This is a genomic window from Minwuia thermotolerans, from assembly GCF_002924445.1.
GTDB lineage: Bacteria > Pseudomonadota > Alphaproteobacteria > Minwuiales > Minwuiaceae > Minwuia > Minwuia thermotolerans.
Genome location: NZ_PIGG01000022.1, coordinates 21,534 through 45,323, shown reverse-complemented (window position 1 = coordinate 45,323; position 23,790 = coordinate 21,534). Strand labels below are relative to the sequence as shown.

Here is a 23,790-nt window from a genome sequence, read left to right as displayed (position 1 = left end):
TGCCCGCGCGGTTATAGTGCCTTTACCGATCATGGGAAACCGTCGCCTGCGCGCCGGACGCGCCACGGACGGCCTCACCAGAAAAGACGCAGTGGAACGGCTGAGATGCGGATTACCGTCAATGGCAAGGAGCGCGATTTCGACGAGGGAATCACGATCCTCGACCTCCTGAGCCAGATGCGCCTCGATTCGCGCAAGATCGCGGTCGAACTCAACCTGGAGATCGTGCCCCGCTCCGCCTACCACCGCACGGCGCTGGAGTACGGCGACCAGATCGAGATCGTCCATTTCATCGGCGGCGGCGCCGATACCGCCAGCCGGCGCGACGAAGACAGCTTCACCGTCGCCGGCCGCACCTTCACCTCGCGTCTGCTGGTCGGCACGGGCAAGTACAAGGACTACGAGCAGAACGCCCGCGCCCTCGAAGCCTCGGGCGCGGAGATCATCACCGTCGCGGTCCGCCGGGTGAACCTCACCGATCCGGACAAGCCCATGCTGGTGGATTTCATCGACCCGAAGAAATACACTTTCCTGCCCAACACCGCCGGCTGCTTCACCGCGGAGGACGCCGTGCGCACGCTCCGCCTGGCGCGCGAGGCCGGCGGCTGGGACCTGGTCAAGCTGGAGGTTCTGGGGGACCAGAAGACGCTCTACCCCGACATGCCTGAAACCGTCCGCGCGGCCGAGATGCTGCTCAAGGAAGGCTTCCAGGTCATGGTCTACTGCTCCGACGACCCGATCCAGGCGAAGCGGCTGGAGGAAATGGGCTGCTGTGCGATCATGCCCCTGGGCGCGCCGATCGGCTCCGGCCTGGGTATCCAGAACCCGGTCAACATCCGACTGATCATCGAACAGGCCAATGTGCCGGTGCTGGTCGACGCCGGCGTCGGTACGGCCTCCGACGCGGCCATCGCCATGGAGCTGGGCTGCGACGGCGTGTTGATGAACACCGCCATCGCCGAGGCCAGGGATCCGATCCTGATGGCCCGGGCCATGAAGGCCGCTGTCGAGGCCGGCCGCATGGCCTATCTCGCCGGTCGCATGCCGAAGAAGAAATATGCCGATCCGTCCTCGCCGCTGGGCGGGCTGATCTAGGCACTCATCTGACAAGAAACGCATCCAGAGGGAGGGGTTAGCGCATGATGTTCGACCTGCGCGGCAAAACCGCGATCGTCACCGGTTCGACCAAGGGTATCGGCAAGGCCATCGCGGAGGCCTTTGCGAAGCAGGGGGCCAATGTGGTCGTCTCCAGCCGCAAGGCGGATGCCGTCGAGGCGGTGACGCAGGATATCAACGACAACCACGCCGCCCATGGCGGCCGCGCCGTCGGCATTCCGTGCAACATCTCCTACAAGGAACAGCTCGAGATGCTGGTCGAGGAGACCCGCAAGGCCTTCGACAAGGTCGACGTGCTGGTCTGCAACGCCGCGGTCAACCCGTTCTACGGTTCCTCGCTGGAAATTCCGGACACGGCCTTCGACAAGATCATGGACGTCAACATCAAGTCCAATCACTGGCTGGCCAACCTGGTGCTGCCGGAGATGATCGAGCGCAAGGACGGGACCATCATCATCGTCTCGTCGATCGGCGGCCTGCGCGGCTCCCGCGTGCTCGGCGCCTATGCCATCTCAAAGGCGGCGGACATGCAGATGGTGCGCAACATCGCCATGGAATACGGCAAGTCGAACATCCGCGCCAACGCCATCGCGCCGGGCCTGATCCAGACCGACTTCGCCCGCGCGCTCTGGGAGGATCCGGAGTTCCGCGCCCGCTCCGAGGCCCAGGCTCCGCTGAACCGCATCGGCCAGCCCGAGGAGATCGCCGGTCTCGCCGTCTACATGGCCTCGAAGGAAGGCAGCTTCCTCACGGGTCAGACCATCGCCGTCGACGGCGGTGTGACCATCTCGGGCGGCTGACGGCAGGCGCCAGAGACGCCCCGACGAACAAAGGGCGGCCGCTTCCGGGCGGCCGCCCTTTTTCTTCGCCGCATTCCCCTGACGGTCAGAAGGTGAAGTCGTCGGTTTCGTCGAGCGCCGTCGAGACCACGCCCTGCAGGGTGATCGACTGCCCGTTGAAGATGATCACCGTGTCGCCGCCGGTCTGCTGGATCGACAGATCGCCGAAGCCGATGCCCAGCGCCGACAGATCGATCACGTCCTCCGTGCCCGCGCCGGCGGTGAAGTCCTCGATCACGTCGTCGCCCCAGAGATCGTTGTCGAAGATGAACAGGTCGTCGCCGACCTCGCCGGCCAGGGTGTCATTGTCGCCGCCGCCGGAGCCGCCGTTCAGCGTATCGTTGCCGTCATCGCCGAACATGCTGTCGTCGCCCGTGCCGCCGAAGAGCTGGTCGTTCCCGAGACCACCGTCGACCACGTCGTCGCCCGCATTGCCCAGCACCGTGTCGTCGCCGTCCTCGCCGCGCACCGTGTCGAGGCCGTCGCCGCCCTCCAGGCTGTCGTTGTCCAGCCCGCCCAGCAGCGAGTCGTTGTCCTCCTCGCCGAACAGCACGTCCTGCCCGCCGGCGCCGTTCAGCTGATCGTCGCCGATGCCGCCGAAGATCGTGTCGAAGCCGACCAGCGTGTCGAGCGCCGGATCGTCGCCATTGATCGTGTCGTTGCCGGCGCCGCCGAACAGGAGGTCCAGATTGCCGCCGCCCAGGACCAGGTCGTCGCCGCCATCGCCGTTGATCGTGTCGTCGCCGAACTGGCCGCGCAGCGTGTCGTTCCCGAGGCCGCCGTCGATGGTCTCGTCTTCGGAGCCGCCCAGCACGCGGTCGTCGCCGTCGCCGGCGTCGATGGTGTCGTTGCCGGCCCCGGCGGAGATCGTGTCGTCGCCCGCGCCGCCGACCAGCAGATCGTCATCGTCGCCGCCATTCAGGCTGTCGGCGCCGTCGCCGCCGTTCAGCGTGTCGGCCCCGGCCGCGCCGATCAGCGTGTCACTGCCGCCATTGCCATCGATGGAGTCCGCGCCCGCGCCGCCGTTCAGGCTGTCGGCGCCGAGATCGACGCCGCCGTCGATGGTGTCGTCATCCGCGCCACCATTGATCGTGTCGTTGCCGTCCCCGCCGGTCAGGCTGTCGAAGCCGGAACCGCCATCGATCAGGTCGTCGTCCGCGCCGCCGTCGACGGTGTCGTCGCCGTCGCCGCCATCCAGCGTGTCCGCCCCGTCCCCCCCGGCGATGCTGTCCGCGCCGTCCAGGCCAAAGAAGTGGTTGTCCAGCGTGTCGCCTGTCAGCGTGTCGGCGAACGCGGAACCGATGGCGCCCTCGATCGCGGTCAGCGTGTCCCCCGTGGCGTCGCCGCCATTGGCCACGCCCAGACCGAGATCGATTTCGACCGCCGCGCCGGAGGTCGAGTAGTCGGCACAGTCCTCACCCGAATTGCCCTCCAGGCTGTCGGCGCCCGCTCCGCCGCGGAGCGTGTCGTTGAGCAGACCGCCGTCGACGGAGTCGTTGCCGTCCCCGGCGACAATGAAATCGTTGCCGTCGAGTCCCTGGATGATGTCGTTGCCGGCCGTCCCGTTCAGCGGGATGTCGTCGCCATTGGTCCCCTGGATGATGCTCGGGCCGCCGAATTCGAAGTCATCCGCGTCGAGCTGGCCGACAAGCACCCCGGTCAGGACCAGGCTGTTGCCGCCGCCCAGGTCTATCGTCGTGTCCGCGCCGTCGTCGGTGGCGTTCGCCAGCACGTCGGCGAAGTCGTTCAGCGCCGAGACGCCCTGGACGTCGATCACGTCGATGGTCCCCGCGCCCGGCGTGAAGTTGCCGATGGTGTCCTTGCCGTCTCCGTCGGCGATGACGAAGCGGTCGTCGCCCGCGCCGCCGTCCATGAAATCGTCGCCCAGACCGCCGATCAGCGTGTCATCGCCGGTGCCGCCGCCCAGCGTATCGGCCCCGTCGCCGCCCTCGAGCGTGTCCGCCCCGCCGTCTCCGGTCAGGAAGTCGTCGCCGCCGCCGGCCGAGATGGTGTCCGCGCCGTCGCCGCCGAAGAAACGGTTGGCTGCCGCGCCGCCGGTGAGCGTGTCATTCGCCGCTGTGCCGATGGCGCCTTCGAAGTTCGAGACCGTATCGTCGCCGGCCAGCGTATCCGCGGTGTCGAAGTCGACCGGACCCGCCTCGCCGGAGAAGTCCAGCAGGTCCAGCCCCGCGCCGCCGTCGAGCACGTTTGCGCCTGCACCCCCGGCGACCGTGTCGGCGCCGATTCCGGCGTCGACCGTATCGTCGCCGTCGCCGGCGGCAATGCTGTCTGCGCCAGCGCCGCCGAACAGGGTATCGCCCGTCGAACTGCCGGTCAGCGTGTCGGCGAAGGCCGAGCCGATCACCTGCTCGATGCCGGAAACCGTATCGTCGCCGCCGTTGGAGAGGTCGAAGCTGACGCCCGACGTCTCGCCGGAAAAGTCGACCGTATCCGACCCCGCGCCGCCGGTTACCGAGTCCGCGCCCTGGCCGACGAACAGCAGGTCGTCGCCGTCGCCGGCGTCAAGCGTGTCATTGCCCGCATTGCCGCCCAGCGTGTCGTTGCCGTCGCCGGCGGTGATGATATCGGCCCCGATCCCGCCCAGCAGGATGTTGGCGCCGGCCGTGCCGGTCAGCGTATCGTTGAAGTCCGAGCCGGTGATGTTCTCGAAAGCCGCGATCTGGTCGCCCGCCGCGTGGCCGCCGGAAGCGGTGTTGAGCGCGATGTTCACACTCACCGCCGCCGAGGAGCCGGCGTAGGAGATCGTGTCATTGCCCAGGCCGCCGTCCAGCGTGTCCGCGCCGGCGCGGCCTTCGATCAGGTCGTCGCCCAGCAGGCCCGAGAGCAGGTTGTCGAAGCCGTCGCCGCGCAGGATGTCGTCGAAAGCCGAACCGATGAGGTTCTCGATCCGGTCGAAGATGTCGCCCGTCGCCTCGCCGCCATTGGCGAAACCGCTATCGAGGTCGACAACCACGCTCGCAGCCGAGTTCTCATAGGTCAGCGTGTCGTTGCCGAGGCCGCCGCGCATGGTGTCCGCGCCGTTGCCGCCCTCGAACAGGTCGTCGCCGGTGCCGCCGACGATGGAGTCGTCGCCGCCCTGGCCGCGCAAGGTGTCGTTGTCGAAGCCGCCCAGGATCGTGTCGTTGCCGGTGCCGCCCAGCACACTGTCGAAGCCTTCGCCGGCGTCGATGAAGTCGGCATCCGCGCCACCGTCGATGACGTCGTCGCCATGGTCGCCCAGCAGCGTGTCCGCGCCGTTGTTGCCTTCCAGCGTGTCGTTGTGACAGCCGCCGTTCAGCGAATCTGCACCCTCGCCGCCCTGAACGAAGTCGTCCTCGTCGCCGGCATTCACCGTGTCGTCGCCGTCGCCGCCGACCACCGTGTCCGCGCCGGTGTCGGTCGTGATCAGGTCAGCGTCCAGCCCGCCATTGACGGAATCTGCGCCAGCCCCGCCGATGATCGTGTCCAGGCCGTCCTCGCCGAGCAGCGTGTCGTCGCCATCGCCGCCGGTGATGCGATCGTCACCCGCGCCGCCCAGAATACTGTCCGCGCCCGCGCCGGCCTCGATGGTGTCGTCGCCCGCATCGCCGAAGGCCTGGTCGTCATCGTCGCCGGTGCGGATCAGGTCGTTGCCGTCGCCGCCGCGCACCGTGTCGAAGCCGCCATCGGCGTCCAGCACGTCATTGCCGATGCCGCCATCCAGGGAATCATTGCCGGTCCCGCCGTCCAAGGTATCCGCGCCGTCATTGCCGATCAGCGTGTCGTCGCCATCCTCGCCGAACAGGCGGTCGATGCCGCCGCCGCCGGCGATGCTGTCATTGTCCAACCCGCCACGCAGCGTGTCGTCGCCGGCGTCCCCCAGCATGGTGTCGGCTCCGGCACCGCCCGTGACCGAATCCGCGCCAACGCCACCGTCCAGAACATCCGCGCCTTCGCCGCCGTCGATGCGGTCGTCGCCATCCTCGCCGCGCAGCGTGTCGTCGCCGTCGCCGCCGAACAGGCTGTCGTTGCCGAGCCCGCCGAGGAGCGAGTCCGCCCCCGCGCCGCCCAGCAAGGTGTCGAGGCCGTCGCCGCCGTTCAACTGATCGTCGTCGTCGCCGCCGTTCAGGTTGTCATCGCCGCCGTCGCCGGTGATCGTGTCGGCGCCCGCGCCGCCATTGGCGGTGTCATTGTCCGCGCCGCCGACAATGAGATCCGCACCCTCGTCGCCCAGCAGCAGATCGGCGCCGATCTGGCCCTGCAGCGTATCGTTGCCCAGCCCCCCGGTCAGCGTGTCCGCGCCATCGCCGCCGAAGATCTGGTCGGCGCCGTCGCCGCCGTCGATCTGGTCCGCGCCGGCCGCGCCCGACAGTGTGTCGTTGTCGGCGCCGCCATCCAGCGTGTCGTTACCATCCGCGCCGCTCAGATTGTCCGCGCCATCCAGGCCGAAGATCTGATTGTCGGAGGCGTTGCCGGTGACGACATCGTCGAAGTTCGAGCCGATCAGGTTTTCGAACGCCACGACGGTGTCGCCCTGGGCATCGCCGCCGGCGCCGACGCCGCCGGACATGTCGACCGTGACGCCGGCGGCCGAGCCCGAATAGTCGATCAGATCGATGCCGTCGCCGCCGTCCAGGTCGTCCGCGCCGGCCGCGGCGAACACCGTGTCATTGCCCAGACCTGCGCGGACCGTGTCGTCGCCGGCGCCGTCGCTCACGACGTCGTTGCCCTCGCCGGCGTCGAGCGAATCGCCGCCCGCGCCGCCGACCAGGGTGTCATTGCCATTGCCGGCCAGGATCGCATCCGCGCCCAGACCGCCGTCCAGGCTGTCATTGCCGCCCGCGCCTTCCAGGGTGTCGTCGCCGTCATTGCCGATCAGCACATCGTCGCCGCCCAGCCCTTCCAGCTTGTTGGCGCTGGCGTCGCCGGTCAGCGTATCGCCGAAACCGTTGGTGCCGACCGCACTCTCGATGGAGATCAGCGTGTCGCCTGCGGCGTGGCCGCCGGTCGCGACGCCGAGCGCGATGTCCACGTTCACCGCGGCGCTGGAGCCGCGATAGTCGGCGGAATCATTGCCGTCGCCGCCGTCGAGGATGTCGGCGCCTGCGCCGCCCTCCAGGCTGTCGTCGCCCAGCCCGCCGCGGATCGTGTCGTCCCCGGCCGCAGCCGAGATCAGGTCGTTGCCGCCGCCGCCGACCAGCGAGTTCTGCAGCACGTTGCCGGTAATGATGTCGTTATCGAAGCCGCCGATGACATTCTCGATATTGGCGTAGAAGTCGCCGGTCGCGTCGGAACGGTCGCCGATGCCGGTCGTCAGGTTGACCGTCAGCGCGCCGCCGGCAGCGGAATAGTCGACCGTGTCGACGCCGTCATTGCCGTTCATGACATCCGCGCCGCCGTCGCCCAGCAGCACGTCGTCGCCGGCGCCGCCGGACAGCGTGTCATCGCCCAGGTCGCCGGTCAGCGTGTCCGACCCGGCCTCGCCCAGCACGATGTCGTTGTCGGCGCCGCCGAACAGCAAATCGCCGTCCGCGCCACCGAAGATCGTGTCGTCGCCCGCGTCGCCCAGCAGGGTGTCGACGCCATCCTCGCCCAGGATCTTGTCGGCCCCGCCGCCTCCGATGGCCGAATCGTCGCCCGTCCCGCCCTTCAGCAGGTCGAGACCCAGATTGCCGTTCAGCGTGTCGTTGCCGGCGCCGCCGCTGACGGTGTCGTCGCCGTCATCGCCCTGCACCTGATCGTCGCCACTCTCGCCCAGGACGGCGTCATTGCCGGCGCCGCCGAGCACCGTGTCGTTGCCCAATCCGCCCAGGGCCTGGTCGGACCCGTCGCCGCCATTGACCACGTCATTGCCCGCGCCGCCGCGCAAGGTGTCGTTGTCGGCCAGGCCGGAGACGATGTCGTCGTCATCGCCGCCATCCAGAACGTCATTGCCCTCGTCGCCGGTCAGCGTGTCGTTGCCGCTGTCGCCGAACATGGTGTCGTCGCCCGCGTCGCCGTCGACCACGTCCGCGCCCGCGCCGCCACGCACCAGGTCGTCGCCCAGTTCACCGCGGACAGTGTCGTTGCCCGCGTCGCCCAGAACGGAATCGTTGTCGTCGCCGCCACGGATGGAATCGTCGTCGTCGCCGCCGAAAATGCGGTCGTTGCCCGTCGAACCGAGCAGGTTGTCGACACCGGCGCCACCCAGGATGACGTCGTCGCCCGCCTCGCCGTTCAGGCCGTCCGCGCCGGCGGCGCCGTCGAGTGTGTCGTTGTCCGCGCCGCCGAAGGCAGTGTCGTCGCCGTCGCCGCCCTCCAGGCGGTCATCGCCGGCGTCGCCGTTCATGGTGTCGTTGCCCAGGCCGCCCTTCAGGATGTCACCGGCGTCGCCGCCAAACAGGCGGTCGGCGCCGGCGTCGGCCAGGATCACGTCCGAACCGTCGTTGCCAGAGAGCGTATCGTTGTCGTCGCCGCCGAAAATGCGGTCGGCATCACCGGCGCCACTGATCGAATCCGCACCCGCCAGGCCGAACAGCTTGTTGGCCGCGTTGGAGCCGACGACCGTGTCGGCGAAGGCGGTGCCCACCACGTCCTCGATGTTGACATAGCTGTCGCCCTGCGCGTCGCCGCCGGTCCCGACGCCGAGGCCCAGATCCACGTTCACGCCCGCTGCGGAACCGGAGAAGTCCAGCCGGTCCACGCCGCCGCCGCCGTTGATGGCGTCGCCCCCCGCGCCGCCGACGATCGTATCCTCGTTGGCGCCGCCGAAGATGGTGTCGTTGCCCGCGCCGTCGGCGATCAGGTCGTCGCCATTGCCCGCAGTCAGCGAATCGTCGCCGTCGCCGCCCTCCAGCGTGTCGTTGCCGTTGCCGCCGTCGATGGTGTCCGCGCCGCCGCCGCCGACGATGGAATCCTGTCCGATGCCGCCCTGGAAGAAGTTCGCGCCCGCGTCGCCGATCAGCGTGTCGTCGGTGGTGGTGCCGATCGCGCCCTCGATGGCGGTCAGCGTGTCGCCGTCGGCATCGCCGCCGGTCGCAAGGCCGAGGCCGATGTCGACGCTGATGGGTCCGGCCGAGCCCGAATAGTCGGCCACGTCGATACCTGCGCCGCCGTCCAGGCTGTCGGCGCCGGCGCCGCCCTTCAGCGTGTCGTTGTCCAGCCCGCCCAGCAGCGTATCGTCGCCGCCCAGGCCGATCAGATTGTCCGCGCCCGCGCCGCCGTCGAGCACGTTGGCGTCGGCGTTGCCCTGCAGCGTGTCGACCTGCGAGGTGCCGATGACGTTCTCGATCCTGCGCAGTTCGTCGCCCTCGGCATCAGAGCGCTCGCCCTTGCCGTTGTTCAGGTTCACTGTCACGCCTGCGGCAGAGCCGGAATAGTCGGCGACGTCGATGCCCGCGCCGCCGGCCATGCGGTCCGCGCCGGACGCGCCGATCAGGGTGTCGTCGCCCAGGCCGCCGCGCATGTCGTCATTGCCGGAGCCGCCGAACAGCAGATCGTTGCCGCCGTCACCGTTGACGATGTCGTTGCCGCCCTGGCCGAGCAGCGTGTCGGCGTCGTCGCCGCCGCGCAGGACATCGTCGTCGGAGCCGCCGTCCAGGCTGTCGCTGCCCTCGCCGCCTTCCAGGATGTCGGACTCGGTGCCGCCGAACAGGCTGTCGCCGCCCTCCCGGCCGCGGATGATGTCATTGCCGGCATTGCCCGAAAGGCTGTCGTCGCCCAGACCGCCGTCGACCGTATCGCTGCCGGTATTGCCCAGGATGGTGTCGTTGCCCACGCCGCCGAACAGCTGATCGATGCCGCCGCCGCCGTCGATCGCGTCGTCGCCATCGTCGCCCTTGACCGTATCCTTGCCGTCATTGCCGAACAGCAGGTCCGCGTCATCGCCGCCGCGGATCAGATCGTTGTCGTCGAGACCGCGGATGGTGTCGGCGCCGGCCTCGCCGAACAGCTGGTCGCGCCCGGCCTCGCCGTGAATGGAATCGTTTCCAAGTCCGCCAAGGACGGTGTCGTCGCCGAGATCGCCGTTGAGCGAGTCATTGCCGTCCTGCCCCAGGATGCGGTCGGCCCCGAGACCGCCGCGGATGGTGTCCGCGCCGATGCCGCCCTCGGTGGAATCGTCACCGTCGCCGCCGAGTACGGAATCCGCGCCGTCGCCGCCGAACAGGGTGTCGTCGCCCTCGTTGCCGGCCACGGTGTCGTCACCGATGCCGCCGAAGACCCGGTCGTTGCCCTGTTCGCCCGACACGAAATCATTGCCCGCCTCGCCGTCGACGGAATCGCCGCCGAAGCCGCCGACGATGGTGTCGCCGTCGTCGCCGCCAAGCAGCGTGTCGACGCCGGAGCCGCCGAACATCGAATCCGCACCCGCTCCGCCATCCAGCAGATCGTCGCCGGAATCGCCCAGCATGGTGTCGTTGCCGCCGTCGCCCGCGACCGTATCGTTCTCTGAGCCGCCTTCCAGCAGGTCCGCGCCCGCGCCGCCGGAGATCGAGTCGTTGTCGGCGCCGCCGCGCACCGTATCGATGCCGTCGCCGCCGGTCAGCGTGTCCGCACCCTGGCCGCCGGCCACCTCGTCATTGCCGAGGCCGCCCGCGGCGAGATCGTCGCCGTCATCGCCGACTACGCGGTCGTCGCCTTCGCCGCCGTCAAGCGTGTCATCCGCCTCGCCGCCCACCAGTGTGTCGGCGTCGACGCCGCCCGACAGCGTGTCCGCGCCCTCCTGTCCGAACATCCGGTTGGCGCCGCCCGTGGCGCTGATCAGGTCGTTGCCGCGGCCGCCCTGGATATCGTCGTCGCCGTCGCCGCCCTCCAGCGTATCCGCGCCACCGATTGTGTCGCTGCCCAGATCCCCGCGCAGCGTATCGGCGCCATCGCCGCCGGCCAGACTGTCGCCGCCCTGGCCGCCGAAGACGATGTCGTTGCCCAGACCGGCGAACACGGTGTCGGAGCCCTCGCGGCTGCGCACCAGATCGTCGCCATCGCCGGCGTCCAGCAGATCGTCACCGCTGCCGCCATCCAGAAGATCGTTCTCCGAGCCGCCGAAAAGCACGTCCGCCCCGGTCTGGCCGAACAACCGGTCGAAGCCGGCCTCGCCGAGAAGCGTGTCGTCGTCACCGCCACCCACGAGGATGTCGTTGCCGTCCTGTCCGTTCAGCGTGTCCTGGCCCGCGCCGCCCGCGATCTCATCGGAATCCGCCCCGCCGTCGATCGAATCGTCGCCGATCTCCCCCGCCAGCGAATCCGCGCCGGCGCCGCCGTCGATGGTATCGTCGCCGTCCTTGCCGAAAACCGTGTCCAGACCGTCACCGCCGGAAACCAGGTCACCGCCTTCGCCCGCGTTGATCAGGTCGCCGCCCGTGCCGCCATCGAGCGTGTCCGCGCCCGCGCCGCCGAACAGCGTATCCAGACCATCGCCGCCTGAAAGGGAGTCGTCGCCGTCGCGGCCATCAATGAAATTGCCCGAGGCGTTGCCGGAGATGGTGTCGCCTCCGGCCCCGCCGATCACGTTCTGGATGGCGTCGAGCGTGTCGGCGCCGATGCCGGCGCCGCTGGCGAGTCCGAGACCGAGGTCCACCGTGACCGGCGCGACCTGGGCGGAATAGTCCACCTGATTGAGGTCCGCGCCGCCCAGATAGGTGTCGTCGCCCAGACCGCCCACGAAGGTGTCGTCGCCTGCGTTGCCGGTCACGAAATCATTGTCCGCCCCGCCGGTCAGCAGGTCGTTGCCGTCATTGCCCTGGATGGTGTCATCACCGCCGAGCCCCGACAGGGTATCGTCCAGCGGGCTGCCGATCAGGACATCGCCGCCCGACGTCCCCGTTTCATTGACGAACGTCAATCGTGCACGGGCATCAATCCGCAGCAACTCGCACAACAGCGACATGATCGCCCTCCTAACAGGCCATCAACAGAACGTACTTGCCGCAGCGGACCCTTGATTGTCTTGTTTTTCTTGTTCGCCAATCGGTTAAACCAGAAAGGTGCGGCGGGCGCAACTGAAATGCCCCCGGGCCAGGCCGTACCGCAGCGTCCATCGGATGCGGCCGAGGTATCCGGATCGTGCCGCCACGGCCCTGCGTCATCGCGGGAAATCAGGCCCTACCCCCAAAGGACGAATGCCCCTAGGATTGGCCGGTTGATTGAATCGGTAGTCAAGGGTTCTACCCGGTCCAGTTGCAGGGAGCACCAGGATGAAGGCTGGCGCGCCATGGAGCGTCAAGGGAGTCGAACTGGACGCCCGCGAAACCGCGAAGGCCAAGGCCAGGGCGGCAGGTATGACTCTCGGCCAATGGCTCAACCGGGCGATTGTCGAGGCTGACAAGCCTGCCCCGCCGGCGCCGGCGCCACAGGGTGGCGGTTCGCTGGAGACCGCGCGGGTGATGCGGGCGATCGCCGAACTGGCGCGCCGCGTCGATCAGTTGCGCGACGCCGGCGGCTCGGCCATACCCGAAGCCGCCCGGCTGGAGGCCGCGCTGGACGATATCGGCGAACGCGTCGACCGTATGGCCCGGGCGCTACCGGCGCCGGAACAGCAGATCGACCAGCCCAGGCTGGAACGCGGCCTGCTGACCATCGTGCGCCGTCTCGACGAGCTCGACCGCAAGACCTCGGAGCAGACCGACCTGACGCCATTGCGGGAGGGCCTGAGCCGGCTGGAACAACGGATCGGCGGGGCACCGGAAGACCGCGCCGGACTGGAAGATGTCCGCCGCGCCGTCACAGAACTCGCCGAGCGGCTGGACGCCCCGCCCGGCGCCGGCGGCGAGACCGCCGAACTCAAGGCGATCGTCGAGCGGCAGGCGGAAGACATCCGCAAGCTGATGAACGGCATGGTCAACATCGCCGCCAAGATCGACGAGGTCGAGGCCGCGGTGAAAGACACCGGCCACGGCCTGCCGGCCCCCCGCGACGCGGACGCGCGCCCGGACCAGTTCGCCGAAGAGCTCGCCGCGCTCCGCCGGGAACTCGCCGAACGCGACAGTCAGACCGGCCCGGCAGGCCGAGACGCCGCATTTGCGGCGATGCTCGCTCCAGTGACCGACGCCATCCGCGATCTCGAAGGCCGGCTCGGCGCGCGCGAGCGGGCGCAGGCCGAATCCGATGCGCTGCCGCCCCCGGCCGACGCCGCGGAACCGGCAACCGAGGATGCCGAGGCCGAGCCGCCAGCGCCCGAAGCGGAGGACGAACCTGCGGACGCGCCGCTGCCGGAAGCAAGTCCGGAACTGGCCGCGCTGCACGACCTGACCGCCCGTCAGGATGAACGGATCGCGCCCAGGCACGAGTCCGATGAATACCGCGATCCCCTCTTCCATGACCTGCCCCCCTTCGACGACCCGGACGCGGCGCCCGAGGAGGAGCAGGGGGAAGAGATCGCAGCCGATGCCGAGCCGGAACCCGAAGCGGCAGCCGCAATCGATCCGATCGAAACCGTTCCGCCGCGTTCCGATGGCGGCCCCGCCATGGCGACGGAAATCCCCGAAGACGCGACTCCCGACCGGCCACGGCGGCTCGTGCCGGTGGAATCGCTGCTCGGCGATACGCTGGCCGGTCACACGCCACCGCCGGATGATCGCGACGAAGGCGGTCTTGGCGGCGTCGGCGCATTCGGCGACGACGGCGGCTTCCAGAGCCCGGGCCGTGAAGAACCGGAAGCCACTCGCCGCGACGGCGGGATGCGGCTCGATCGGCCCATCGACATCGACCGGCGGGAACCGCCGGCCCCTGCGCCCTACCCGCCGCGCCGGCGCGGCCGGGGTTATCTCGTTGCGGCGGTGATCTTCCTCGCGCTGCTGCTGGGCGGCTACTGGTTCGTCGGAACGCCGGCCTTCCAGCAGGTCGCGGAGCGGGCCAAGGCGCTCTGGGAAGACGGCCTGACCGCCGTCGGCCGGTTCGAACTGCCTGCCGGCGGCGAGGAACCGGGCGCCGAGGCGCCAATGGCGGAGAGTGAAGCGACGGCGCCCGCAGCGACCGAGCGTGCGCCTGAGACCGCTTCTCCGGAACCGGCATCCGCGGCCGCGTCAGCGGCATCATCCGCCGCGACCGACGAACCGCCGCTGCAGATGGAGACCAGCGAGACCGACCTCGCCGCCGTGAAGCCGGAAGAGCCGGCGGCGCCCGCTTCCGCGCCGCAGGAATCCGAGGTTGATCCCGTTCTTGCCGCCGCTCGCGACGGCGATGCCGAGGCTCAGTACGAAATGGCCATCCGCTACCGCGACGGCGTGGGCGTCGACGTCAGCTATGGCGAGGCGGCGGACTGGTTCGACCGCGCCGCCCAGCAGGGCCATGTCGACGCGCAGGCCAATCTGGGCGTGATGTACCGTCAGGGCGTGGGCGTGCCGCGCGATATCGATCTCGCCAAACTCTGGCTGCACGCCGCCGCGCGGTCGGGACATGCGGATGCGCAGAAGTATCTGGGCGAGGTCTATGCGCAGGACGACCTGGGCACGCCAGACTACTTCCAGGCCGCGCGCTGGTTCCGCGAGGCGGCCGAACAGGGCCTGGTCGATGCGCAGTACAACATGGGCGTGCTCTACGAAGGGGGGCTTGGGGTCCCGCGCGACTTCGAGCAGGCCTATTACTGGTTCCGCCTGGCTGCCAGGTCGGGCGACGAGACGGCTGAAGCCGACGTGCGCCGCGTCATTCCCCTGCTGACCCAGGAACAGCGCACGGAAGTCGATGCCCGTGTCGACGCCTTTACGCCGGCCAGCGGCGAGAATGCCGCAACGGCGCCGTCGGACAGCGGCCAGACCCTGACTCGGCGCGACCAGATTCGCGAACTGCAGCAATTGCTCGTCGACCGTGGCTACGACCCCGGCGAGCCCGACGGCCTGATCGGCGCCCGCACCCGCGACGCAATCCGGCAATGGCAGGAGAGCCAGGGCCTGCCCGAGACCGGACAGGTCACGATGCAGGTGCTCGAAGGCCTGCGGTCGGGCGGATGACCGGCGATGCGGACAACCGCGGCGGCCGCTCCGGGAGCGTCTGGACCATCCGTGGCGTCGAGAGCGAAATCCAGGAGGCCGCGCGTCTGGCCGCGCGCCAGTCCGGCCAGACCCTTGCCGAATGGCTGAGCCGCGTCATCGGCGCAGCGGCGCTGGCGGAACTGGACGGCACCGCGGAGGACGCGACCGCGGCGGCAGCGGCCGACATGGCGGATTTCCGGGTCCTGCTGGACGAACGGACGCGAGATTTCCTCAACCGTAACGCAACGTCCACCGGTTCGCCCGATCCGGACGTTTCCGGGGACGAGCCCATGACCGCCGTGGTGGAGCTCGATGATCCGGCGCCTTCGGGCGGTCTCTCCCCCGAGATGCAGGAAGAATTCGACCGACTGCGGTTGCTGATCCATGAATATCTCGGCGCCATGCTTCCAGCGCTGGAGTCGGTTGACGACACGTCCCGGACCTTGCGCGATCTGTCCGCTCTGGCGCAGGATGTCCGCCGCTCGGCAGAGGAAGCGCGCCGCGCGGCGGAGCTGATCGGCCCGCTGGAGCGAACACTCGCGCGCCTCGCCGACACCAGGGGACAGGATTTCACAGAGGAACGGAATGGACGTCGGTCAGCAGGTATCGGAAAACTGTTCCGAGGCTGACCGCCTGCGCCGGCGCGTTCCTCCAGGCCCGACGAGGCGCTGAACCCGACGTGCAGATCTATCTCCCCATCGCCGAGATCTCCGTCAGCATATTCCTGCTGCTCGGGCTCGGCGCGGGCGTGGGCTTTCTCTCGGGCATGTTCGGGGTCGGCGGCGGCTTCCTGATGACGCCGCTGCTGATGTTCCTCGGCATCCCGCCGGCCGTGGCCGTGGCGACCGAGGCCAACCAGATCGTCGCCGCCAGCGTCTCCGGCGCCCTGGCCCACTGGCGGCGCAGGAACGTCGACGTGAAGATGGGACTGGTGCTGCTGTGCGGCGGCCTGGTCGGATCGGTCATCGGCACGGTGATCTTCACCTGGATGAAGACGCTCGGTCAGAGCGACCTGCTGATCAAGCTCTGCTATGTGGTCTTCCTGGGGATCATCGGCGCGTTGATGTTCATCGAGAGCGCAAGGGCGCTGTTCCGCCAGCGGCGCGGCGGCGCGCGCCGCAAGAAGCGTCAGCACTACTGGATCCACGGCCTGCCGCTGAAAATGCGCTTCAAGCGCTCCAAGCTCTACATCAGCGCCCTGCCGCCGCTGCTCATCGGCTGCCTGGTCGGCATTCTCGCCGCCATCATGGGTGTCGGCGGCGGCTTCATCATGGTGCCGGCGATGATCTACCTGCTGGGCATGCCCACCGCCGTGGTGGTCGGTACGTCGCTGTTCCAGATCACCTTCGTCACCGCTGCGGTGACCGTCCTGCATTCGGTCAACACCCAGACCGTGGACGTTGTCCTGGCGCTCCTCTTGCTGACGGGATCGGTCATCGGCGCGCAGTTCGGCACACGGGTCGGTCTCTATCTGAAGGGCGAACAGCTCCGCTTCCTGCTCGCCGCCATGGTGCTGCTGGTCTGCGGCAAGCTGGCCTACGACCTGATCGCGGTGCCATCGGAGCTGTTCAGCATCGCCATCGGCGCGGAGGCAGGACATTGATCGCCCGTCTGATCCTGCTCGTCGGACTGCTGACCGGACTCGCCGCCGAGGCGCAGTCACCGCTGGTCTCCGACATCTCCTCCAGACGAATCGGCATTGATTCCAGCTTCACGGGGACCGAACTTCTGCTGTTCGGCTCGCTGAGCCAGCCCGGCGACGTCGTCATCGTCATCAAGGGCCCGCCGCAGTCGCTGACCGTGCGGCGCAAGGAGCGCATCGCCGGCGTCTGGGTCAACGCGGACGCGGTCACCTACCGCAACGTGCCGGGTTTCTATGCGGTGGTTTCCAACCGGCCCTTGACAGAGATCGCCAGCGAGCGGGTGTTGCGCCGCCACGGCATCGGCATCGAGAACATCCGGGTCGAGTCCATCGAAGGCGGCGCCACCGAGGCCGGCTTCGACGCCGCCGTCAAGCGGTTGCGCCAACAGAACAACCTGTTCCACCAGGACACCAGCGGCGTCACCATCCTGTTCGACCGGCTGTACCGGTCCACCATCGCCTTTCCCGCCAACGTGCCGGTGGGTTCCTACACGACGGAAGTCTATCTGTTCCAGGACGGCAGCGTGGTCAGCGCCCAGACCAGTCCCATCCTGATCGACAAGTCGGGCATCGAGCGGGCGCTTTTCTCGTTCGCGCACCAGTGGCCGCTGTTCTATGGCCTGTTCGCGGTGGTCATCGCCGCCTTCGCCGGCTGGGGCGCGGCGCAGATCTTCCGGAAATCCTGATCCCTCAGAGATCCGAGGCCAGGCTGGCGGCGATCGCCCACATCACCAGCCCGATCACGATATCGAAGACGCGCCAGGCCGCCGGCCGCGCGAACAGCGGCGCCAGAAGACGCGCGCCAAATCCCAGCCCGTAGAAGAAGACGGCGCTGGCGACGGCCCCGCCCAGCCAGAACAACAGCCGTCCCTCCGCATCGTGGCGTGCGGCGATCCCGCCCAGCAGCACGACCGTGTCGAGATAGACATGCGGGTTCAGAAAGGTGAAGGCGAGCGTGGCGGCGGCGGCCGCGCGCCACGATGTCTCCGCGCCCCCGGCGGGCAGCAGCCGGCCCGGACGCAACGCCCGGCCCAGCGCCAGCGCGCCATAGGCGAACAGGAACACGGCCCCGCCCAGCGTCACCCACCAGACGAGTTGCGGCGCCTGCCCGATCAGCGCGCCCAGTCCCATGACCCCCGCCCCGATCAGCAGGGCGTCGGACAGCGCGCAAATGGAGGCGATCAGAAGCACATGGCGTCGCTTCAGCCCCTGACGCAGCACGTATGCATTCTGCGCCCCGATCGCCAGGATCAGGCCGAAGCCGAGCGCAAATCCCTCCAGTGCCGGCTCCAGCGTTTCCTCCTTCGGATGGCGATGGCGAACCGGCGGCGGATATAGCACGTCCGCGCCGGGGCGCCCGGGCGGAATGCCATGTCGCCGGCCTCGCACGTCTGCCGCATGGTCGGCATGCGCCGCACGGGCTGGACCGGCGCAGGCGCCCTACCTATTTTCCGCCGCTCACGAAGGTTTCCCCGTCAGATCAGGAGTATCCCGCATGGCGTTGAGCCAGCCTGTCAGGCGCAAGCATCGGCACACGAGAGGCATCGAGATCCGCGGCTACGAGCGCGAGGACGGCCTCTGGGACATCGAGGGCGTGATCTCCGACCACAAGCCCGAGGCCTATGGCCGGATGGAGGAGCGGCGGCCCGACGGCATGGTGCACAAGATGTGGGTGCGCCTGACCGTGGACACCGACTTCCTGATCCACGAGGCAGAAAGCTGGTCCGAGATCACGCCATACGGCATCTGCAAGGACGTCAATGCGAACTTCGACGCGCTGGCAGGCCTGAAGATCGGCCCCGGCTTCAACCGCAAGGCGCGCGAACGCATCGGCGGCACCCTGGGCTGCACCCATATCGTCGAACTGCTGCCGCAGATGGCGACGGCCGCAATGCAGACCATCTGGCCGATCAAGGACAGCATGGGCGGCGACGGCCGGCCGGGCGTCAAACCGCCGATCCTGAACACCTGCCATGCCTGGGCCGAGTACAGCCCGGCGGTCAAGGAGCGCTACCCGGCGTTCCACAACCCCGACAGCAAGCTGCCCCGCGCGGGCTGAGCCGTGTTGACAGGCGGCGGCGAGCGGCTATCGTCCGCGCGCTTCGACCGAGACGTCATCCGAGGGGAAGGGCCGCCGACCATGAGCCTGCACGCGCTGGAAGAGAAGATCGAACAGGCTTGGGAGAGCCGCGACAGGATCGGCCCGGCCACGACCGGCGAACTGCGCGAGGCTGTCAACCAGGCCCTCGACGCCCTGGATTCGGGCGAGACGCGCGTCGCCGAGAAACGCTCGGGCGAATGGGTCGTGAACCAGTGGCTGAAGAAGGCGGTGCTGCTCAGCTTCCGTCTCAACGACATGACGCCGATTACCGGCGGTCCGGGCGGCGATTCCACCTGGTTCGACAAGGTGCCGAGCAAGTTCGCCGGCTGGGGCGACACCCAATTCCGCAAGGCCGGCTTCCGCGCCGTGCCGAACTGCATCGTGCGCCGTTCCGCCTATATCGCGCCGGGCGTGGTGCTGATGCCGAGCTTCGTCAACCTGGGCGCCTATGTGGACGAAGGCACCATGGTCGATACCTGGGCCACGGTCGGTTCGTGCGCCCAGATCGGCAAGGAATGTCACATCTCGGGCGGCGCCGGCATCGGCGGCGTGCTGGAGCCGCTGCAGGCGAATCCGGTGATCATCGAGGACAACTGCTTCATCGGCGCCCGTTCCGAAGTCGCCGAAGGCGTCATCGTCGAACAGGGCTCGGTGCTCTCCATGGGCGTCTATATCGGCGCTTCCACCAAGATCGTGAACCGGGAAACCGGCGAGATCCATGTCGGCCGCGTGCCGTCCTATTCCGTGGTGGTGCCCGGCGCCATGCCCGGCCCCGTGATCGACGGCCGTCCGACGCCGTCGCTCTATTGCGCCGTGATCGTCAAACGCGTCGACGAGCGCACACGGGCCAAGACCTCGATCAACGAACTGCTCCGGACCTGATCAGTCCAGCAGCCGCGGCCTGACGAAACGCCTCAGACGTCCGCTGCCGGGCTGCACGCCGCTCCAGCCGTCATCGAAGACAATCTCGGTCAGGGCGCCGGTCGGGTATGACCCGGCCAGCGCCACCATGTCCGCCTGATCGCCGTCTCCGGTCAGGGCACGGGCGAGGGTTTCGATCCCCGGACTGTGGCCCAGCATCAGCACGCGGCCGACGCGGTCGGGCAGCGCGTGGAGTATCTGCAGATAGTCGCGGGGTTCGCCGAGGTAGAGCGATCGCTCGAAACGGGGCTCGTGATCATAGCCTGCTGCTGCCGACAGGCGCCGCCAGGTTTCCCGGGTCCGCGCCGAGGTCGAGGAACAGACCAGATCCGGCGTCAGGCCCTCTTCCGCCATGTAGCGGCCCATACGGTCCGCCGCCTTGCGGCCGCGTTCGTTGAGGGGCCGGTCGTGATCGCCGAGCGCGGGGTTGCTCCAGGCGGACTTGGCGTGGCGCAGCAGCATCAGCGTCTTCATGGAGACACTGTCATGCGACGGTCAAAATGATTCAAGAGAACTGCTATAAGCACTCAGCGAGGAAACGGGACCCGGACATGAACGATACCGCGATGACGACAGCGACGAAGCGGCCGCCCGAGCCGCCCAGTCCGGCGATCGAGACGATCGACATGACGTCGCCCGACCGGTTCATCAATCGAGAACTGTCCTGGCTGCAGTTCAACGCCCGGGTGATGGAGGAATCCCAGAACCCGCGCCACCCGCTGCTGGAACGGGTGCGCTTCCTGTCGATCTCCGCTTCCAATCTGGACGAGTTCTTCATGGTCCGTGTCGCGGGCCTCTGGGACATGGTGCAGGCCGACGTGAAGACGGTGACGCCGGACGGGCTGACGCCGTCACAGCAGCTGGAGAAGATCGACGACCTTGCCGGCCGGCTGATGCGCCAGCAGCAGAGCTACTGGAGCGCGCTGCAGAAGGAACTGCGCGAGAACGGCATCGCCATCGTCGAGGCGGACGAGCTGTCGGCGACGGAACGCGAATGGCTGGACGGCCATTTCCTCGACCAGATCCTGCCGGTCCTCACACCGCTGGCCATCGACCCCGCGCACCCCTTCCCCTTCATCCCGAACCTGGGCCTGGCGATGATCGCCCAGTTGAAGCGCACCGACGACGGGCGCCTGCTGGATGCGATCGTGCCAATCCCCCAGCATGTCGCGCGCTTCGTCCGGCTGCCCAGCGATTCCATCCGCTTCGTCGCGGTCAGCCAGCTCATCGCCATGTACATGTCGCGGCTGTTCCCCGGCTACGAGATCGTCAGCCGCGGCCAGATTCGCGCCATCCGTGATTCGGACATCGAGCTGGAGGAGGAATCGGAGGATCTGGTCCGCACCTATGAATCCGCGCTCCGCCGCCGCCGCCGCGGCCACATCGTGCGTCTGCAGATCACCGGCGGACTGAACGATCATCTCAAGCGCCTGGTGGTCGAGGAGACCGACACCCGACCGCAGGACATCGTCGTGGTCGAGGGCATGCTGGCGCTAGCCGACATCAGACGGGTGATCGTCGACGAACGCCACGATCTGCTGTTCAAGCCCTATCACGCGCGCTTCCCCGAGCGCATCCGCCAGTTCGGCGGCGACTGCTTCGCCGCCATCCGCTCCAAGGACATCGTCGTACACCATCCTTTCGAGAGCTTCGATGTGGTGGTGCAGTTCCTCCGCCAGGCGGCCGAGGATCCCAACGTGCTCGCGATCAAGCAGACGCTCTACCGGACCTCTGACAATTCGCCGATCGTCCAGGCGCTGATCGCCGCCGCCGAGGCCGGCATCTCGGTGACCGCGATGGTCGAGCTCAAGGCGCGCTTCGACGAAGCCAGAAACATCAAGTGGGCCCGCGATCTGGAGCGCGCCGGCGTTCAGGTCGTCTACGGCTTCGTGGAGTTGAAGACCCACGCCAAGATCTCGCTGGTAGTGCGCCGGGAGAAGGACGGTCTCAGGACCTACTCCCATTTCGGCACCGGCAACTACCACCCGATCACGGCGAAGATCTACACCGACCTCTCCTACTTCACCGCCGACCCGCAGCTTGGCAAGGAAGCGAGCGCCATCTTCAACTTCCTCACCGGCTATGCCCGGCCCGAGGGACTGAAGGAGATCGCCTATTCGCCGCATACCCTGGCGCCGAAGGTGCTGGCCGAGATCGAGGGCGAGATCGAGCACGCCAAGGCCGGCAGGCCGGGCTGCATCTGGGCCAAGCTGAACAGCCTGGTCGACCCCGACATCATTGACGCACTCTACCGCGCCAGCCAGGCGGGGGTGGAGGTCGAACTGGTCATCCGCGGCATCTGCTGCCTCCGTCCCGGCGTTCCCGGCCTGTCCGAAAACATCCGCGTGCGCAGCCTGATCGGCCGTTTCCTCGAGCATTCGCGCATCGTCGCGTTCGGCAACGGCGCCGCCCTGCCCAGCCGCCAGGCCAAGGTCTACATCACCTCCGCCGACTGGATGCCGCGCAACCTCTACCGCCGGGTGGAGAGCTTCGTGCCGATCAAGAACGAGACCGTGCACGCCCAGGTGCTGGAACAGATCATGGTCGCCAATCTGAAGGACGACCTGCAGAGCTGGATGATGCTGCCGGATGGAGAATATCGTCGCATTCCGGTGGACGGCGAGGGATTCAGCGCGCATGAATACTTCATGACCAACCCCAGCCTGTCGGGCCGGGGCAAGGCCATGGACGGCGACCGCGCGCCGCTGGAACTCAAACTGGACGACCACGACGACTGACGGAGTCGCATGCCGGACTCGATAACCGCCAGATCAAAGTCGGACAGGATCGCCGTCGTCGACGTCGGCTCGAACTCCGTCCGGCTCGTGATATTCGGCGATAGCGAACGCGCGCCGCTCGCCATGCTCAACGAACGCGCCTTCTGCTCTCTGGGCAAGGGGCTGGGCAAGACCGGCCGGCTGAACCCGGAAGGCGTGGATTACGCGCTGAAGACGCTGCGCCGCTTCGACTGGATGAGCCGCGCCGCCGGCGCCTCGCGCGTCTTCGCCTTCGCCACGGCAGCCGTGCGCGATGCCCGCGACGGGACTGAGTTCGTGGAGCGGGCACGCCGCGAGACCGGGATCGACCTGCGCGTGCTGACCGGCCCCGAGGAAGCCAATCTCGCCGGTCTCGGCGTTCTGTTCGGACTGCCCGACGCCCAGGGCGTCGTCGGCGACCTCGGCGGCAGCAGCCTCGAACTCGCCCCGATCAGAGACCGGAAGGTTCTGGAAGGCGCGACCCTCCCCGTCGGCCCTCTGCAGTTTCCCGCCGACAGTTTCCAGCCGGCGGCCATCCGGCGCACGGTGGACGCCCATCTCGACCGCCTCGACTGGCTGGCGGGCTGTACCGGCCAGGATCTCTATCTGGTCGGCGGCACCTGGCGCGCCGTCGCCAAGCTCGATATCGGCATGCGCAATTACGGGCTGAACATCATCCACGGCTACGAGATGACCCCGGACAGGGCCATCGCCATCGCCCGTCTGATTGCGCGCCAGAGCCCCGAATCCCTGGCCGGCGCAGAAGGTATCTCCAACCGCCGCCTGCAGGTGCTGCCCGCCGCCTCGCTCGTGCTGGAGGCGATCGTGCACCGCCTGGCGCCGCCGCGGCTGGTCTTCAGCGCCCATGGGGTCCGCGAAGGCGCCTATCTCGAATGCCTCAGCGAAGCAGCCCGCGACAACGATCCGCTGCTGGCGGGCGTGGAGGCTCTGGCGCGCCACGAAGCGCGGTTCAGTCCCACGGTCGGCAAGGAAATATTCGACTGGACCGGCAATCTGTTCGCCGGCGAGAGCGCCCAGGAAGCACGGCTGAGGATGGCGGCCTGTCTGCTCTGCGATGTCGGATGGCGAACGCATCCCGACTATCGCGCCACCCAGTCCTACCGCCGCGTGCTGCGCGCGCCGCTGCTGGCCGTCAGCCACGCCGACCGCGCCTTTCTGGCGGTGACGATGCTGCGGCGATATTCCCACAAGGCCGGCCGGGACGTGGTGGACGAAGCCCGCACACTGCTCTCCGACGATCAGGTGATGCGGGCGGAACGGATCGGCGGCGCGATGCGGCTGGCTCAGACGTTGACCGGCGGCGCCCCCGGCCTGCTTCCGGCCTTCTCTCTGGAGTTGAAGGACCGCAGGATCACCCTGGCGGGACCCGCTCCGCAGATCGGGGTCATCGGCGAGTCGGTGCAGTCGCGGCTGAAGCGCCTTGCCGGGCTGTTCGACGCCGACGACGAGATCGTCGCGCTCTGATGCCGCT

Annotated in this window: 13 protein-coding genes; 10 read left to right on the top strand and 3 right to left on the bottom strand. The window is 68.4% G+C overall.

The window, feature by feature from the left end; translation table 11 throughout:
- Positions 1 to 105 precede the first annotated feature (105 nt).
- The gene (thiS, locus tag CWC60_RS04645) at positions 106 to 1,095 is read left to right on the top strand and encodes a sulfur carrier protein ThiS (protein WP_109792832.1); all 990 of its coding nucleotides are present in this window, start codon (positions 106 to 108) and stop codon (positions 1,093 to 1,095) included.
- 44 nt (positions 1,096 to 1,139) lie between these two features.
- Complete coding sequence (locus CWC60_RS04640) at positions 1,140 to 1,916, top strand: SDR family NAD(P)-dependent oxidoreductase (RefSeq protein WP_109792831.1); 777 nt, start codon at positions 1,140 to 1,142, stop codon at positions 1,914 to 1,916.
- 85 nt (positions 1,917 to 2,001) lie between these two features.
- On the opposite strand, the gene CWC60_RS04635 is transcribed toward CWC60_RS04640, so the two are convergent.
- The gene (locus CWC60_RS04635; RefSeq protein ID WP_109792830.1) at positions 2,002 to 11,799 is read right to left on the bottom strand and encodes a hypothetical protein; all 9,798 of its coding nucleotides are present in this window, start codon (positions 11,797 to 11,799) and stop codon (positions 2,002 to 2,004) included.
- A 307-nt stretch (positions 11,800 to 12,106) separates the two neighbouring features.
- Between CWC60_RS04635 and CWC60_RS04630 the strand changes: the two genes are divergently transcribed.
- Genes CWC60_RS04630 through CWC60_RS04615 form a run of 4 tightly spaced genes read left to right on the top strand, consistent with a single transcriptional unit; the run spans position 12,107 to position 17,206 of the window.
- Positions 12,107 to 14,857 (top strand): SEL1-like repeat protein, encoded by a 2,751-nt coding sequence (locus CWC60_RS04630; RefSeq protein WP_109792829.1) that lies wholly within the window; start codon positions 12,107 to 12,109, stop codon positions 14,855 to 14,857.
- Positions 14,854 to 15,507, top strand: a complete 654-nt coding sequence (locus tag CWC60_RS04625; protein WP_109792828.1) for a hypothetical protein — start codon at positions 14,854 to 14,856, stop codon at positions 15,505 to 15,507. The genes CWC60_RS04630 and CWC60_RS04625 overlap by 4 nt, the downstream gene beginning before the upstream one ends.
- 50 nt (positions 15,508 to 15,557) lie before the next feature.
- A complete protein-coding gene (locus tag CWC60_RS04620; RefSeq protein WP_109792827.1) occupies positions 15,558 to 16,481 on the top strand; it encodes a sulfite exporter TauE/SafE family protein in 924 nt (307 codons plus the stop codon).
- Positions 16,478 to 17,206 carry a TIGR02186 family protein gene (locus CWC60_RS04615; RefSeq protein ID WP_164516365.1) on the top strand — a complete coding sequence of 243 codons (729 nt, stop codon included), beginning with the start codon at positions 16,478 to 16,480 and terminating at the stop codon, positions 17,204 to 17,206. Before CWC60_RS04620 ends, CWC60_RS04615 begins: the two co-directional genes overlap by 4 nt.
- A gap of 4 nt (positions 17,207 to 17,210) precedes the next feature.
- On the opposite strand, the gene CWC60_RS04610 is transcribed toward CWC60_RS04615, so the two are convergent.
- Positions 17,211 to 17,861, bottom strand: a complete 651-nt coding sequence (locus tag CWC60_RS04610; RefSeq protein ID WP_241147896.1) for a LysE/ArgO family amino acid transporter — start codon at positions 17,859 to 17,861, stop codon at positions 17,211 to 17,213.
- A 154-nt stretch (positions 17,862 to 18,015) separates the two neighbouring features.
- Here CWC60_RS04610 and CWC60_RS04605 point away from each other — a divergent pair, with 154 nt between their 5' ends.
- Both CWC60_RS04605 and dapD read left to right on the top strand, forming a co-directional pair.
- Positions 18,016 to 18,579, top strand: a complete 564-nt coding sequence (locus CWC60_RS04605) for a DUF2889 domain-containing protein (protein WP_109792826.1) — start codon at positions 18,016 to 18,018, stop codon at positions 18,577 to 18,579.
- An 81-nt stretch (positions 18,580 to 18,660) separates the two neighbouring features.
- On the top strand, positions 18,661 to 19,503 hold the full coding sequence (gene dapD, locus CWC60_RS04600; RefSeq protein ID WP_109792825.1) for a 2,3,4,5-tetrahydropyridine-2,6-dicarboxylate N-succinyltransferase: 843 nt from the start codon (positions 18,661 to 18,663) through the stop codon (positions 19,501 to 19,503).
- Here dapD and CWC60_RS04595 read toward each other — a convergent pair whose 3' ends face one another.
- Entirely contained in the window at positions 19,504 to 20,016 is a 513-nt protein-coding gene (locus tag CWC60_RS04595; RefSeq protein ID WP_109792824.1) for a SixA phosphatase family protein, read from the bottom strand.
- Positions 20,017 to 20,093: 77 nt separating this feature from the next.
- Between CWC60_RS04595 and CWC60_RS04590 the strand changes: the two genes are divergently transcribed.
- Together CWC60_RS04590 and CWC60_RS04585 are read left to right on the top strand one after the other, a co-directional pair.
- Positions 20,094 to 22,280: an RNA degradosome polyphosphate kinase gene (locus CWC60_RS04590; RefSeq protein WP_206419764.1), complete on the top strand. Its 2,187-nt coding sequence runs from the start codon at positions 20,094 to 20,096 to the stop codon at positions 22,278 to 22,280.
- Between the two features lie 9 nt (positions 22,281 to 22,289).
- Positions 22,290 to 23,783, top strand: coding sequence for a Ppx/GppA family phosphatase (locus tag CWC60_RS04585; protein WP_109792823.1), 1,494 nt, complete (start codon positions 22,290 to 22,292; stop codon positions 23,781 to 23,783).
- The last annotated feature ends 7 nt before the right edge of the window (positions 23,784 to 23,790 follow it).